Origin of the sequence: Stenotrophomonas sp. (assembly GCF_050737075.1) — a bacterium.
In the GTDB taxonomy this organism is placed as follows: Bacteria; Pseudomonadota; Gammaproteobacteria; order Xanthomonadales; family Xanthomonadaceae; genus Stenotrophomonas.
This window is the reverse complement of sequence record NZ_JBOHXV010000104.1, coordinates 1-15,571: the sequence shown is the minus strand read 5'-3', so window position 1 is coordinate 15,571 and position 15,571 is coordinate 1. Positions and strand designations below refer to the sequence as shown.

The window sequence follows — 15,571 nt, the reverse complement described above, 5'->3', positions numbered from 1 at the left end:
CTTCTGGTCAGCGCGTCACAAAAACGTCGCCACTGGCCGCCACGGTGCCCTGCACGATCTTGCGTGAAGACAGATTCTCTACCGAAACACGTTCATTTTCACCGGCATCGGCCAGCGCCTTGCCTGCCACCCGGACCTCGACCCCGCCGAAACGGGACACCAGCGCCACACTGTCACCCCGCCGGACCAGCCGCTGGGGTACCAGGTCGTTGGCCGACAGCAGGCTGCCGGCGCTCAGGGTGCGGCGGGCGACCCGGCCGACCGCCGCGGCCGGGTCGGCCAGGGCGGCACCGGCGATGCGGGCCACGTCGCGCTGTGCGGTGGTGATATCGGCCACCCCCAGCGTTTCTCCAGCGGCGATGCCGCGGTTGAGGATCAGCACCGTCTGGTTGCGGCGCACCTTGACCGGCACGAACAGGCGCCAGCCACCCGGGTCGGGGCAGCTGACCTCCACCGTGCTGGTGCCGGTGGGTTGCGCGCTCAGCGCCTGGCCGCAGGCGGGCAGACGCAGCGCCGAATCCAGCGTGGTGTCGCCCTCACTGCCGGCGGGCAGGGTGGACAGCGCCGCGGCGCGGATGCTGTCCACCGGCTGCCAGCCGCCCGCCGCCCGGACAGACGGCACTGCCAACGCAAACAAGGCAACAAGAGAGGTGGCGATCAGCAGGATACGCATGGTGGCTCCAGGGGCATGGCACATGCGCAGCGTCATGCAAGCGCCGTGCCGGAATGTGCGGCGCGGCCGTGTGCGGCGGCGGCCTCAAGTGATCGCCCTGCGCGCCGATACCACCCCCATGTCACATGACCTGCTCAACCGCATCGACCAGCGCACGCGCCTGGCTGGCCACAACCGCCTCGCCCTGCTGTTGTTCCGCCTTGGCGGACGTCAGCTTTTTGGCGTCAATGTGTTCAAGGTGCAGGAAGTCCTGCGCCGGCCGGACCTGTTCCAGGTGCCGGGCCTGCCCAGCCAGTTCGCCGGCGTTGCCGACGTGCGCGGCCGGTCGGTGCCGGTGCTGGACCTCGGGCTGGCCATCGGCCATCCCGAGCGCGAGCCGAACGCCGACACGGCGCCGGGCTATCTGGTGGTGACCGAGTTCAACCGGTCGATCCAGGGCTTTCTGGTCAGCGGGGTCGAGCGCATCGTCAATATCGCGGTCGAAGACATCCACCCGCCGCCGGAGCTGGGGGCCGAATCCAGCTATCTGACCGCCGTCACCCGCTTCCAGGGCGAGCTGATCCAGGTGATCGACGTGGAAAGCGTGCTGGCCGACATCGCCCAGATCCGGGGCGAAGCCGTGCTGGACCCCGCCATGGCGCTTTCGCTGGTCAGCGACGCCCCGCAGCTGCAGGTGCTGGTGGTGGACGACTCGCGGGTGGCCCGCCAGCAGATCCGCAGCGTGCTGGACCAGCTGGGGGTGGGCGCGACCCTGCTTTCGGACGGCAAGCAGGCGCTGGACCACCTGCTGCAGATCCACGCGGCCGGCGAAAACCCGGCCGAGCGTTACGCCATGGTCATCTCGGACATCGAGATGCCGGCCATGGACGGCTACACCCTGACGACGGAAATCCGTCGTCACCCGGGCCTGGCCGGCCTGTACGTGCTGCTGCACACCTCCCTCTCCGGCGTATTCAACAACGCCATGGTCGAGCGGGTCGGCGCAAATGCCTTCGTGGCCAAATATTCCCCGCACGAACTGGCCGATTTCGTGCTGGACCGCCTGCGCAAGGTCGCGCAGGCGGCGTGAGCATGGCCGGCGTTCATGGCGCCGGAGCCAAGAGCAGCCACGCATGGCGTGGCTCTACGCCCCACGCCCACCGGGCGGGGGCCGGCTTTTGATTACGTGATCGTCCTGCGCACGTAACAATTCGTAGTGCCACGCCGCGCCGCATGGCCGGCGGGCGCCATTTCCATGAGCGCGTCGCCACGCGCCCGGGACAAACCGCGTCTGCGGGGCATGATTCTGTTGCGTGGCAACCGCGCGCAGCGCGGCACAAACGTCCGAAACCCGTAACACAACGGTCGTCGACCAACGTTCCGGCGTTTAGACGGGCCGAAGCCAATCCGATCTGGCACACACCTTGCACCACACCCCACATCGTCCCGTGGGAGTGCGCCATGCCCAACCTGATTTCCGACTATCTGGGTGTCCATGCCCAGGCCATGCCGTTGCGCGAGCAGCGGATGAAGCTGATTGCAAGCAACCTGAGCAATGCCGATACCCCCGGGTACAAGGCCCAGGACCTGGACTTCGATGCCGCCCTGCGCAATGCCCAGGGTGCCGACAGCAACGGCCTGATGCGCACCACCAATGAGCAGCACTTCGCCATCGGCGGCGGGCTCAACCCGTTCCAGATCACCAAGGAAGGCGTGCAGCCGAGCATCGACGGCAATACCGTCGATCCCGATGCCGAGCGCGCCGCCTATGGCCGCGCCGCGCTGGAATACCGCGCCTCGCTGAGCTTCGTCGAATCCAAGGTGCGCTCCATGCTCACCGCGATCACGGGGCAATAAGCCATGAGCAACCTGCCCATTTTCGATATCGCCGGCTCCGCGCTGCAGGCCCAGTCCGTGCGCATGAGCACCCTGGCCTCCAACCTGTCCAACGCCGACACCATCGCCGGCTCGGCCGACGCCGTCTACAAGCCGCTGGAGCCGATCTTCCAGTCGGTCACCAGCCGCAACGACCCGAACGTCACCACCGTCCAGGTCAAGGAGATCAGCCAGAGCAACGCCGCGCCGATCAAGCGCTACGAGCCCGGCCACCCGCTGGCCGACGGCGACGGCTACATCTACCAGCCCGACGTCGACCCGGTCGCGCAGATGGTCAACCTGATCTCCACCTCGCGCAATTACCAGGCGGGCGTGGAGATGTTGACGACCGCCAAGGAACTGGCGCTGGCCACCCTGACCATGGGTCGCTGACCCTTCTTATTGCAGGACATACCGTCATGAGCACCACCAGCGGCGTCGGCAGCACCGACATCTACAGCGCCTTGGGCCTGAACGCGCCCAACAGCGATACCACCAAGAAGAAGGACACCCTGGACCAGGCCGACTTCCTGCGCCTGATGACCGAGCAGCTGCAGCACCAGGACCCGCTCAAGCCGATGGACAACACCCAGATGGTGGCGCAGATGGCGCAGCTGTCGCAGGTGCAGGGCATCAACGACCTCAACAGCACGGTCAAGGGCTTCCAGGAATCCATGGCCGGCGACCAGGTGCTGCGCGGCGCGGCGCTGGTGGGGCACGACGTGCTGGTGCCGTCCACCAAGTGGCAGCTGGAGACCGAAGGCGATACCAGCGGCATGGTCGCCGCGCCCGGCGCCGGCTACGTCACCGTGGACATCACCGACGCCAACGGAGTGAAGGTCACCCAGCTCAGTGTCGAGGCCAAGGCCGCCGGCGAAGTCACCTTCGACTGGGACGGCAAGGACGCCAACGGCAACCGCATGCCGGCCGGCAGCTACAGCATCGCCGCCACCCACACCGACAGTTCGGGTGCGCAGACCAAGATCAACACCTACGTCGAGGCCCCGGTGGAGAGCGTCACCGTCGGCTCGGACGGCCTGTACCTCAACCTCAAGGGCCTGGGTACGGCCCCGATCGACTACGTGCTGCGCGTCAGCTGAGTCACTTCGTCACGCATCCAAGGAGAACCCCATGGGCTTCAACATTTCGCTGTCCGGCATCAACGCTGCCAACGCCGACCTGAACGTCACCGCGAACAACATCGCCAACGTCAACACCACCGGCTTCAAGGAATCGCGCGCCGAGTTCGCCGACCTGTTCTCGGCCACCAGCTACGGCCTGTCCAAGAATGCGGTCGGTTCGGGCGTGCGCCTGACCAACGTGGCCCAGCAGTTCTCGCAGGGCAACAACGAACAGACCGGGCGCAGCCTGGATATGGCCATCTCGGGCGAAGGCTTCTTCACCATGAGCATGAACGGTGCCCGCGTGTATTCGCGCGCCGGCAACTTCCAGACCGACCAGGCCGGCTACGTGACCAACCCGCAGGGTGCACGCCTGCAGGTGTTCGCACCGAACGCCGACGGCACCAGCTTCGACAGCGGCCGCCTCACCGACCTGCAGCTGCTCACCACCGACAGCCCGCCCAAGCAGACCGGCAAGGTCAACGTGGCGTTCACCCTGCCGGCCAACGCCAAGCAGCCGACGCTGGCCACGTTCGATCCCACCGATTCCAACAGCTACAACCAGTCCACCGGCGGCATCACCGTGTACGACTCGCTGGGCGTCAGCCACACGCAGACCTCGTACTTCGTCAAGACCGCCACCGCCAATCAGTGGGAAGTCCACAACTACGTGGACGGCCAGGCCGTCGGCACCCCGACCACGCTGACCTTCAACGACGCCGGCGCGCTCACCAACCCGGCCAACGGCCAGATCGTGATGGATCCGTTCACCCCGACCACCGGCGCCGGCACGCTCTCGATGACCCTGGATGTCACCGGTTCGACCCAGTACGGCGAGAAGTTCGCGCTGCGCAACACCCAGCAGGACGGTTACGCGGCGGGCAAGCTCAACGAGATCACCGTGTCCGAAGAAGGCGTGGTCTACGCCCGCTACACCAATGGCGACGACAAGCCGCTGGGCCAGGTCGCGCTGACCACGTTCAACAACTCGCAGGGCCTGGAAGCGAAGGGCAACAACCTGTGGGTGGAAACCTTCAGCTCCGGCACCCCGCGTACCGGCGCGCCGGACAGCTCCAACCTGGGCAAGGTGCAGGCCGGTTCGCTGGAAGCGTCCACGGTCGACCTGACCGAGCAGCTGGTCAACATGATCACTGCGCAACGCAACTTCCAGGCGAACTCGCAGATGGTCTCCACGATGGACCAGATCACCCAGACCATCATCAACATCCGTTGATGAGCCGCTGATCGACGCAACACGGGATTACAACGATGGACAAGGCTCTCTACGTCGCGATGACCGGTGCACGCGCCTCCCTGCAGGCGCAGGGCACGCTGTCGCACAACCTGGCCAACACCGATACCCCCGGATTCAAGGAAGCCCTCGCCAACACCGAGGCCTTCCCGATCAAGGGCAACGGCTACGCCTCGCGCGTGGACGCCCTGCACGTGGACGCCGGCTTCAACCGGCGCCAGGGCGCGCAGCACATCACCGGCAATGCGCTGGATCTGTCGCTGGACGCGGGCAACTGGCTGGCCGTGCAGGCGCCGACCGGCGGCGGTGAGGCGTATACCCGTGGGGCGTCGCTGTCGATCACCCCGAATGGCCAGCTGGTCACCGCCGGCGGCCATCCGGTGCTGGACGAGAACGGCGCGCCCATCGCCGTCCCGCCGCACCAGGCGATGGACATCGGCAACGACGGCACCATTTCCATCATCCCGCAGGGCGAAGGCCCGCAGACCATGGCCGTGATCGGCCGCCTGCGCGTGGTCGCCGCCGCCGATGCGCGGCTGGAGCGTGGGCTGGACGGGCTGATGCGCAACACCGACCCGCAGCAGCCGTTCGTGCAGGCCCAGGGCAAGTCGCTGGACAGCGGCCAGCTGGAAGGCAGCAACGTGGATGCGGCCGGCGCGCTGGTGCAGATGATCCAGCTGCAGCGGCAGTACGAAATGCAGGTGAAGGTGATCAAGCACGGCGATGAAAACGCCCGCAGCGCCAACTCCCTGCTGCGCCTGGGCAGCTGATCCGGCGCGGCGACGTAATTCCGGCGCGGTTCTGGCACGCGCCATGCATCACCCCCTACAACGGCCACCGCGCGTGGCCACCCGCAACAACACAGGAACACGGCCATGAACCAGGCATTGTGGATCGCAAAGACCGGACTGGATGCGCAGCAGACGCGCATGTCGGTGGTGTCCAACAACCTCGCCAACACCAATACCACCGGTTTCAAGCAGGACCGTGCCAGCTTCGAGGACCTGTTGTACCAGCAGGTGCGCCAACCCGGCGGTTCCTCGTCGGCGCAGACCCAGCTCCCCACCGGCCTGCAGCTGGGCACCGGCGTGCGTGTGGTGGCCACCTCCAAGAATTTCGAACAGGGCAGCCAGCAGCAGACCGGCCGCGCGCTGGACGTGATGGTCAATGGCCGCGGCTTCTTTGAAGTGCAGATGCCCGATGGTTCGTCGGCATATACGCGCGACGGCTCGTTCCAGCGCAACCAGCAGGGCGAACTGGTCACCAACAGCGGCTACCCGGTGCAGCCGGGCATTCAGATTCCGGAAGGCGCGCAGTCGCTGACCATCGGTACCGACGGCACCATCAGCGTGAAGATGGCTGACGACGCCGCCTCCGTTGAAATCGGTGCACTGACCCTTACCGACTTCGTCAATCCAGCCGGCCTGCAGGCCCGCGGCGAGAACCTGTTCCTGGAAACCACCGCCTCCGGCCCCGCACAGAACGGCAACCCCGGTCTGAACGGCCTGGGCAGCGTGGTGCAGGGTGCGCTGGAAGGCAGCAACGTCAACGTGGTCGAAGAGCTGGTGTCGATGATCGAAACCCAGCGCGCCTACGAAATGAACGCCAAGGCGATCTCCACCACCGACTCCATGCTCGGCTACCTCAACAACAACGTCTGATCGGTTTGAACCGGGACCCCGCCATGTCGCCTCTGCACACTTCCCTTCGCCTGCTGTCCGCCGCTGCCGTGATCGCCCTGCTCGGCGGCTGCGTGATTGCCGGCGACGTCCGGCCGTATCCGGCCATGGCCCCGGTGGTTCCCGTGATGGCACCGACCGTGCAGCCCACCTCCGGCGCGATCTACGCCGCCGGCCCCGGCCTGCAGCTGTACTCGGACCGTCGCGCGCGTGACGTCGGCGACCTGCTGACCATCACCCTGACCGAAAGCACCACGGCGCAGACCACCGCCAATACCACGACGGACAAGGAGTCCAACCTGAGCCTGGGCACGCCCACCATCTTCGGTGCGCCGGTGACGCTGGGCGGCAAGGACATCCTCAGTGCCAGCGCGGCAGGCAAGCGCGATTTCACCGGCAAGGGCACCAGCGCGCAGAGCAACCGCCTGCAGGGCAGCGTGACCGTCACGGTGATGCAGCGCCTGCCCAACGGCAACCTGGTCGTGCAGGGGGCGAAGAACCTGCGGTTGAACCAGGGCGACGAGCTGGTCCAGGTGCAGGGCATCGTGCGCGCCGCCGACATTTCCCAGGACAACACCATTCCCTCCAGCCGCGTGGCCGATGCGCGCATCGTGTACGGCGGCCGCGGTCCCGTTGCCCAGTCCAATGCGATGGGCTGGTTGAGCCGTTTCTTCAACTCGGCGCTGGTGCCGTTCTGAGGCTGATATGAAGAACTTGTTTTCGATCGTTTTCGCGAAGCGACGCATGGCGTCGCTCTACCAGGGGTGCCGTGCCGCGACGTCCCGTGATGCAATGCGCGCCGTCGTGCTGCTCGTGGCAACGCTTGTCGCGGCTGCGCCGGCTTCTGCCGAGCGCATCAAGGATCTGGCGCAGGTCGGTGGCGTGCGTGGCAATGCGCTGGTCGGCTACGGCCTGGTGGTCGGTCTGGATGGCAGCGGCGACCGCACCAGCCAGGCGCCCTTCACCGTGCAGAGCCTGAAGAACCTGCTGGGCGAGCTGGGCGTGAACGTGCCGGCCAACGTCAACCCGCAGCTGAAGAACGTGGCGGCCGTGGCGATCCACGCCGAGCTGCCGCCGTTCGCCAAGCCGGGCCAGCCCATCGACATCACCGTCTCCTCGATCGGCAACGCCGTGTCGCTGCGCGGCGGCTCGCTGCTGATGGCACCGCTGCGTGGTGCCGACGGTGAGGTCTACGCCATCGCCCAGGGCAACCTGGTGGTCGGCGGTTTCGGCGTGCAGGGCAAGGACGGTTCGCGGGTGTCGGTCAACGTGCCCAGCGTCGGCCGCATTCCCAACGGCGCCACGGTGGAACGCGCCCTGCCCGACGTGTTCAGCGCCGGTGGCGACATCACCCTGAACCTGCACAAGAACGACTTCACCACCGTCTCGCGCATGGTGGCCGCGCTGAACAACGCGTTCGGCGACGGCGCCGCCCGCGCCGTGGACGGCGTCACCGTGGCCGTGCGGTCGCCGAGCGACCCGGGCGCGCGCATCGGCATGCTGGCCCGCATCGAGAACCTCGAACTCACCCCGGGCAGCGCACCGGCCAAGGTGGTGGTCAACGCCCGCACCGGCACCGTGGTGATCGGCGCGCAGGTCCACGTCGGCGCCGCCGCGATTTCGCACGGCTCGCTCACCGTGACCATCAACGAAAACACCAACGTCAGCCAGCCCAATGCCTTCGGCAACGGCCAGACCGTGGCCTCGCCGCAGTCCACCATCACCGCCACCAACGACGGCAGCCGCATGTTCAAGTTCTCCGGCGGCACCACGCTGGATGAGATCGTGCATGCCGTGAACGCCGTCGGCGCCGCCCCGGGCGACCTGATCGCGATCCTGGAGGCGCTGCGCCAGGCCGGCGCGCTGAGTGCCGAACTCGAGGTGATCTGATGCGCATCCAACCGGCACTGGAACTCAATCCGGCCCAGGCCAACAGCCCGGCCAAGGTCGACAAGGTCGCGCGCCAGCTGGAAGGCCAGTTCGCGCAGATGCTGGTCAAGAGCATGCGCGATGCCAGCTTCGGCGATTCGCTGATGCCCGGCGAGAACCAGATGTTCCGCGACATGTACGATCAGAAGATCGCCGAGTCGATGACCAAGGGCCGTGGCCTGGGGCTGTCGGCGATGATCTCGCGCCAGCTCGGCGGCGGCGAAACCGAAGCCACCAAGGCGACCGATACCCGCCTCAACCCTGCCGACGCCCTGCGTGCCTACCGGCTCAACGCACCGGCGGCCGCGCCGATGGCCCTGCCCACCGCCAACGCGCCGGCCAGCGCACCCAGCGAAGTCGATCTGCTCCAGCACCTGGATGGCAACGCGCCGTCCGCCGTACTGCAGCCGATGGAGCGTGCGCTCGATCTGATTGCCGGGCGCGAAAGCAGCCAGATGCATGAGGCGATCGGGCGCAGCGATCCCTACGGCGCCCTGCCCGGCACCGACACGTCCAGCGACAACTGGGCGATGGCCGACGACCGCTGGCAAGCCGTCGGCGCCACCGCTGCCACCAATACCGGCCCCAGTGCCGTGGACACGCTGGCCGGCAGCACCGCCGCGGCCCAGCTCGGCGCGCACACCCCGGAAGGCTTCGTGGCCAGCATCTGGGGCCATGCCCAGCAGGCCGCACGCGAACTGGGCGTAGACGCCAAGGCGCTGGTCGCCCAGGCCGCGCTGGAAACCGGCTGGGGCCGCAAGCTGGTCCAGCGCAACGGCGGTGGCAGCTCGCACAACCTGTTCGGGATCAAGGCCAGCGGCTGGAGCGGTGAGCGCGCCACCAGCGGCACCCACGAATACGTGGACGGCGTGCGCCGCAACGAGACCGCCAGCTTCCGCGCCTACACCTCGGTCGGCGACAGCTTCGCCGACTATGTGAAGCTGCTCAAGAACAGCCCGCGCTACCAGAACGCGCTGCAGGCCGGCGGCGATGTCCGCGGCTTCGCACAGGGCCTGCAGAAGGCCGGCTACGCCACCGACCCCAGCTACGCGGCCAAGATCGCCGCGATCGCCGGTGGCCCGACCATCGAGCGCGCCATCGCCGCCGTGGGCGATGCCAGCCAGCGCCTGGGCCGCACCTTTGCCAGCACCGCCAGCCCCACCGGGCTGGGTGCCATTCGTCGTTGAGGTAACCCATGTCCGTACTTTCCACCGGCACCAGCGCCCTGCTCGCCTTCCAGCGGGCCCTGGCGACCACCAGCCATAACGTCGCCAACATCAACACGCCCGGCTACAGCCGGCAGAAAGTGGACTTCGCCACCGCCAGCCCGCAGAACCTGGGCTATGGCGATATCGGCAACGGCACCCGCATCACCGATGTGCGCCGCGTGGCCGACCAGCTGGCGATCTCGCGGCTGCTCGACAGCAGTGGCGAACTGGCGCGGTTGAAGCAGCTCTCCACCCTCGCCGACCGCGTGGACTCGCTGTTCTCCGACACCGCCACCAACGTGTCCGGCGTCTGGTCGAACTTCTTCGATACCGTCAGTGGCCTGTCGTCGAATGCTTCTGGCACCGCCGACCGGCAGAACGTGCTCGACAGCGCCGGCACCCTGGCCAGCCGCTTCAAGCAGCTCAACGAAAGCCTCAACTCGCTCAATGGCGAGGTCAACAACGGCCTGATCGCCGGCGCCACGGAAGTGAACCGGCTGGCGGCCGAGATCGCCCAGCTCAACGGCGCCATCGGCAGCAATGCCAACACCGCGGCGCCCGACCTGCTCGACCGCCGCGACCAGCTGGTGGCCAACCTGATCGGCTACACCGGCGGCACCGCGGTGATCCAGGACGGCGGCTTCATGAACGTCTACACCGCCGGCGGCCAGGCCGTGGTGGTGGGCACCACGGCCAGCAAGGTCACCACCGTGACCGACCCCTACCAGCCCGAGCGCCTGCAGCTGGCGATGGAAACCCAGGGCCAGAAGATCACCCTGGACCCGAAGAGCCTGGGCGGCCAGATCGGCGGCCTGCTCGAATTCCGCAACACGGTGCTGACCCCCACCCAGGCCGAGCTGGGCAAGCTCGCCGTGGGCCTGGCCAGTTCCTTCAACGACACCCATCATCAGGGCGTTGACCTGTACGGCAACATGGGCGCCGATTTCTTCAGCTTCGGCAGCCCGCGCGTGACCGGCAACACCAGCAACACCGGCACGGCCAGCATCAGCGCCAGCTTCGGCGACCTGTCCAAGCTGGACGGCCAGAACATCGTGCTCAAGTTCGATGGCGGCACCTGGCAGGCCACCCGTGCCGACACCGGCGCCGCCGTGCCGATGACCGGCACCGGCACCGCCGCCGACCCGCTGGTGCTCAATGGCGTGGAGCTGGTGATGTCCGGCACCCCGGCACAGAACGACCGCTTCCTGCTGCAGCCCACCGCCGGTGTCGCCGGCACCCTGGCCGTGGCGATCACCGACACCTCGCGCATCGCCGCCGCCGCGCCGATCAAGGCCGCCGCCGGCCTGACCAACACCGGCACCGGCAAGGTCAGCGGCGTGGCCGTCACCGATTCCAGCAACGCGAACCTGCGCAACCCGGCGGCGATCGTGTTCACCAGCGCCACCGAGTACACCGTCGATGGCACCGGCCCGTTCACCTACACCGCCGGCCAGACCATCAGCGCCAACGGCTGGAGCTTCGTGCTGGACGGCGCGCCCAAGGTGGGCGACAGCTTCAACATCAGCCCCACCCCGGCCGGCTCCAGCGACAACACCAACGCCCTGCTGCTGGCCAAGGTCGAGGACGCCAAGACCTTCAATGCCGGCACCGTCACCCTCAACGGGGCGCTGGGCGGCCTGACCACGCTGGTCGGCTCGGCCGCCCGCGCGGCCGACTACTCGCTGCAGGCCCAGCAGGTCATCACCGACCAGGCGCAGGCCTCGCGCGATTCGGTGTCCGGGGTGAACCTGGATGAGGAAGCCGCCGACATGCTCAAGCTGCAGCAGGCCTACCAGGCCGCCTCGCAGCTGATTTCCACTGCCGACACCATGTTCCAGACCATCCTCGGAGCCGTTTCGCGATGAACAACCGAATCTCGACCGGGATGATGTTCAACCAGTCCATCTCCATGATGATGGCCAAGCAGAGCAAGATGAACCACCTCGAACAGCAGCTCGCCACCGGCAAGAAGCTGGTGAGCGCCAAGGACGACCCGGTCGCCGCCGGCACCGCCGTGGGCCTGGACCGCGCCGTGGCCGAGCTGGACCGCTTCGCCCGCAACGGCGACGTGGTGCAGAACCGGCTGGGCCTGCAGGAAAACGCGCTGGCCCAGGCCGGCGACATGATGGCCCACATCACCGAGTTGACCATCCAGGCCAACAACCCGGCATTGTCCGCGGCCGACCTGAAGTCGATCGCCTCCGAGCTGAAGAGCGTGCGCGACGGCCTGCTGTCGCTGGCCAACAGCACCGACGGCACCGGGCGCTACCTGTTCGGCGGCACCGACGACGCCGACGCGCCCTTCAAGCTCAGCAATGGCGTGGTCACCTACAACGGCGACCAGACCCAGCGCCAGGTGGAAGTGGCACCGGACACCTTCGTGAAGGATGCCCTGCCCGGCAGCGAGATCTTCCTGCGCATCCGCACCGGCGATGGCAGCCTGGACGGCAGCGCCGCCACCACCAACACCGGCACCGGCGTGCTCACCACCTTCGGCCGCGACCCGGCCTCGGGCGACTGGGACGGCGCCAGCTACACCCTGCGCTTCACCGGCCCGGATGCCTATGAAGTGGTCGATGCCACCAACACGGTGGTGAAGAGCGGCGTGTTCAAGGCCGGCGATGACATCACCTTCGAAGGCGTCTCCATGCGCATCGAAGGCGAGCCCAAGGCCGGCGACAGCTTCGGCATCGGCGCGGCCAGCGCCCGCGACATCTTTTCCACCCTCGACGGCATGATCAACGCCCTCGACAACGCCGCCGACGACCCCACCGCCGTGGCCCGCCAGCAGAACATCCTGCAGTCCGGCATCCGCGACGTGGCCCGGGCCTCGGAGAAGTTCATCGATGCGCGCGCGTCCGGCGGTGCCCAGCTCAAGGCCATCGACGATGCCGGCGCGCTGCGCGATGCCAATGGCGTCACCCTGAAGACCACGTTGTCGGCGATGCGCGATCTCGACTACGCCGAAGCGATCGGCCAGTACCAGCTCGAACAGATTTCCCTGCAGGCCGCGCAGACCATTTTCACCCAGATGCAGCAGATGTCCCTGTTCAACGCCATCCGCTGACATAGCGCGCACGCGGGGCGCCGAACGCCCCGCGATGCAGGCCGTTACGGGCCTTCCGGACCCTTCCGGAGGCCCGCAACCACCGACCATCACCCCTGCCGGGTGATGTTTTCTGCGTATTTTTTCTCAAGCCTCCGGCATTACCGCCGTTATCTCTCCTGCAACAGCTGCGTCCGCCACGGGCGCGGACTCTGCGTCAACTCCGGATGCACGCCGCGGCCGGAACTTGCCCACAGGAAAGAGACAAATGGCACAAGTAATCAATACCAACGTGATGTCGCTGAATGCTCAGCGCAATCTGTCCACCAGCGGTTCCAGCCTGGCCACCACGATCCAGCGCCTGTCCTCGGGCCTGCGCATCAACAGCGCCAAGGACGACGCCGCCGGCCTCGCCATTTCCGAACGCTTCAGCACCCAGATCCGTGGCCTGGACGTTGCCGTGCGCAACGCCAACGACGGCATCTCTCTCGCCCAGACCGCCGAAGGCGCGATGGTCGAAATCGGCAACAACCTGCAGCGTATCCGTGAACTGTCGGTGCAGTCGGCCAACGCGACCAACTCCGACAGCGACCGCGAGGCCCTGAACGCCGAAGTCAAGCAGCTGACCTCGGAAATCGACCGCGTTTCCCGCCAGACCAACTTCAACGGCACCAAGCTGCTGGACGGTTCGTTCTCCGGTGCCCTGTTCCAGGTCGGCGCCGATTCGGGCCAGACCATCGGCATCAACAGCATCGTCAATGCCAGCACCTCGGAGCTGGGCAACGGCCTGTACGCCGCCAAGCAGACCTCGACCGCTGCTGCCATGACCGGCACCGCCACCGCGGCCGGCAAGGTCACGGGCATGGAAGTGAACGGCATCGCCATCGACGACATCGCCGTCGCCGTGGGTGACAAGGCCGCCGACGTCAGCAAGAAGCTGGTCAACGCCATCAACGACAAGATGGACCAGAGCGGCGTGTACGCCTCGCTGGACTCCAGCGGCAAGCTGGAACTGACCTCGCTCAAGTCGGGCAAGGACTTCGAATTCACCACCGCCACCACCGATGCCACCGGCCTGACCGTTGCCCTGGCCGGCATTGCCGACGCCGATGCAGCCGCCCGCGACACCGTCAGCGGCGTGGACATCTCCTCGGTGGCCGGTGCCCAGAAGGCGCTGTCGATCGTTGACGACGCCCTGAAGTCGGTGAACTCCTCGCGCGCCGACATGGGTGCGATCCAGAACCGCTTCACCTCCACCATCGCCAACCTGAACACCACCTCCGAGAACCTGTCGGCCTCGCGCAGCCGTATCCGCGACACCGACTACGCCAAGGAAACCGCCGAACTGACCCGCACGCAGATCCTGCAGCAGGCCGGTACCGCGATGCTGGCCCAGGCCAACCAGTCGCCCTCGAGCGTCATGAGTCTGCTGCAGGGTTGATTCCTGCAGTTGGTGCGTAACGAAAAACCCCGCGCAAGCGGGGTTTTTTGTTGACAAACGAAGATTTGCCCGCCCAAGCCCTAAAGGTTCCCGCCGACGTGTCGTTAATGATTTCAACCAGGGCATAACGCCCTCTGCCTCCCCCGGGGCAGACCCCGACCCCGCATTACCTTCGTACCCAGGAGCACGGAAATGGCACAAGTCATCAACACCAATGTGATGTCGCTGAACGCACAGCGCAATCTGTCGACCAGCGGTTCCAGCCTGGCTACCACCATCCAGCGCCTGTCCTCGGGCCTGCGCATCAACAGCGCCAAGGACGATGCCGCCGGCCTGGCCATCTCCGAGCGCTTCAGCACCCAGATCCGTGGCCTCGACGTTGCCGTGCGCAACGCCAACGACGGCATCTCGCTCGCCCAGACCGCCGAAGGCGCGATGGTCGAAATCGGCAACAACCTGCAGCGTATCCGCGAACTGTCGGTGCAGTCGGCCAACGCCACCAACTCCGACAGCGACCGCGAAGCGCTGAACGCCGAAGTCAAGCAGCTGACCTCGGAAATCGACCGCGTCTCCCGCCAGACCAACTTCAACGGCACCAAGCTGCTGGACGGTTCCTTCTCCGGCGCCCTGTTCCAGGTCGGCGCCGATTCGGGCCAGACCATCGGCATCAACAGCATCGTCAACGCCAGCGCCAGCGCACTGGGCGGCGCCAAGTTCGACAAGAACACCTTCACCATCGCCGCCCCCGCCGCGAACGGCGCCGTGACCATCAAGGGCATGGAAATCAAGGGCGCCGACGGCACCTCGTACAAGCTGGACGACATCGAAGTGAAGGCCGGCGTCGACGCCGCCGCCACCCAGAAGGCCGCCACCGCCGCCGTTGCCGCCGCCATCAACGCCAAGATGGACCAGACCGGCGTCTACGCCTCGGCCGATGCCGCCACCGCCGGCAAGCTCGACCTGACCTCCGTGCAGAACAACGTCGCCGACGATGGCACCTTCAACGCCATCGCCGTGACCATGGGCACCTGGACCGGCGCCACCGCCCCGACCGCGCCGACCCCGACCGCAGACGCCACCGGCCTGACCGCCCAGTTCGCCAGCAACCTCAACATCTCCACCTTCACCGGTGCCCAGCAGGCCCTCTCGATCGTTGACAAGGCCCTGACCGCCGTCAACTCCTCGCGTGCCGACATGGGTGCGATCCAGAACCGCTTCACCTCCACCATTGCCAACCTCGGCACCACCTCCGAAAACCTGTCGGCCTCGCGCAGCCGTATCCGCGACACCGACTACGCCAAGGAAACCGCCGAACTGACCCGCACGCAGATCCTGCAGCAGGCCGGCACCGCGATGCTGGCCCAGGCC

General features: G+C 67.1%; 15 protein-coding genes. 14 read left to right on the top strand and 1 reads right to left on the bottom strand.

Annotation, left to right across the window (positions count from 1 at the left end):
• Positions 1 to 7 precede the first annotated feature (7 nt).
• Positions 8 to 673 carry a flagellar basal body P-ring formation chaperone FlgA gene (gene flgA, locus ACREPD_RS18870; RefSeq protein WP_431600736.1) on the bottom strand — a complete coding sequence of 222 codons (666 nt, stop codon included), beginning with the start codon at positions 671 to 673 and terminating at the stop codon, positions 8 to 10.
• 118 nt (positions 674 to 791) lie between these two features.
• On the opposite strand from flgA, the gene ACREPD_RS18865 reads away from it, so the two are divergent.
• From ACREPD_RS18865 to ACREPD_RS18800, 14 genes are all read left to right on the top strand, one after another.
• The gene (locus ACREPD_RS18865; protein WP_421571151.1) at positions 792 to 1,742 is read left to right on the top strand and encodes a chemotaxis protein; all 951 of its coding nucleotides are present in this window, start codon (positions 792 to 794) and stop codon (positions 1,740 to 1,742) included.
• Between the two features lie 371 nt (positions 1,743 to 2,113).
• Entirely contained in the window at positions 2,114 to 2,509 is a 396-nt protein-coding gene (flgB, locus tag ACREPD_RS18860; protein WP_431600735.1) for a flagellar basal body rod protein FlgB, read from the top strand.
• A 3-nt stretch (positions 2,510 to 2,512) separates the two neighbouring features.
• On the top strand, positions 2,513 to 2,920 hold the full coding sequence (gene flgC, locus ACREPD_RS18855; protein WP_421571149.1) for a flagellar basal body rod protein FlgC: 408 nt from the start codon (positions 2,513 to 2,515) through the stop codon (positions 2,918 to 2,920).
• Between the two features lie 26 nt (positions 2,921 to 2,946).
• Positions 2,947 to 3,627, top strand: coding sequence for a flagellar hook capping FlgD N-terminal domain-containing protein (locus ACREPD_RS18850; RefSeq protein ID WP_421571148.1), 681 nt, complete (start codon positions 2,947 to 2,949; stop codon positions 3,625 to 3,627).
• Positions 3,628 to 3,658: 31 nt separating this feature from the next.
• Complete coding sequence (gene flgE, locus ACREPD_RS18845) at positions 3,659 to 4,882, top strand: flagellar hook protein FlgE (protein ID WP_431600734.1); 1,224 nt, start codon at positions 3,659 to 3,661, stop codon at positions 4,880 to 4,882.
• Between the two features lie 35 nt (positions 4,883 to 4,917).
• The gene (locus ACREPD_RS18840) at positions 4,918 to 5,670 is read left to right on the top strand and encodes a flagellar basal body rod protein FlgF (protein ID WP_431600733.1); all 753 of its coding nucleotides are present in this window, start codon (positions 4,918 to 4,920) and stop codon (positions 5,668 to 5,670) included.
• 105 nt (positions 5,671 to 5,775) lie between these two features.
• Positions 5,776 to 6,561, top strand: a complete 786-nt coding sequence (gene flgG / locus ACREPD_RS18835; RefSeq protein WP_068851734.1) for a flagellar basal-body rod protein FlgG — start codon at positions 5,776 to 5,778, stop codon at positions 6,559 to 6,561.
• A 23-nt stretch (positions 6,562 to 6,584) separates the two neighbouring features.
• Complete coding sequence (gene flgH, locus ACREPD_RS18830) at positions 6,585 to 7,277, top strand: flagellar basal body L-ring protein FlgH (protein ID WP_431600732.1); 693 nt, start codon at positions 6,585 to 6,587, stop codon at positions 7,275 to 7,277.
• Positions 7,278 to 7,371: 94 nt separating this feature from the next.
• Positions 7,372 to 8,469, top strand: coding sequence for a flagellar basal body P-ring protein FlgI (locus ACREPD_RS18825; protein ID WP_431600737.1), 1,098 nt, complete (start codon positions 7,372 to 7,374; stop codon positions 8,467 to 8,469).
• Positions 8,469 to 9,695, top strand: coding sequence for a glucosaminidase domain-containing protein (locus ACREPD_RS18820; protein WP_431600731.1), 1,227 nt, complete (start codon positions 8,469 to 8,471; stop codon positions 9,693 to 9,695). The genes ACREPD_RS18825 and ACREPD_RS18820 overlap by 1 nt, the downstream gene beginning before the upstream one ends.
• Before the next feature lie 8 nt (positions 9,696 to 9,703).
• Complete coding sequence (gene flgK / locus ACREPD_RS18815; RefSeq protein WP_431600730.1) at positions 9,704 to 11,581, top strand: flagellar hook-associated protein FlgK; 1,878 nt, start codon at positions 9,704 to 9,706, stop codon at positions 11,579 to 11,581.
• The gene (gene flgL / locus ACREPD_RS18810; protein WP_421571141.1) at positions 11,578 to 12,783 is read left to right on the top strand and encodes a flagellar hook-associated protein FlgL; all 1,206 of its coding nucleotides are present in this window, start codon (positions 11,578 to 11,580) and stop codon (positions 12,781 to 12,783) included. The genes flgK and flgL overlap by 4 nt, the downstream gene beginning before the upstream one ends.
• A gap of 247 nt (positions 12,784 to 13,030) precedes the next feature.
• Positions 13,031 to 14,203, top strand: a complete 1,173-nt coding sequence (locus ACREPD_RS18805; RefSeq protein WP_431600729.1) for a flagellin — start codon at positions 13,031 to 13,033, stop codon at positions 14,201 to 14,203.
• 192 nt (positions 14,204 to 14,395) lie between these two features.
• Positions 14,396 to 15,571: flagellin (locus ACREPD_RS18800; protein WP_431600728.1), on the top strand; the 1,176-nt coding region annotated here is incomplete at its 3' end.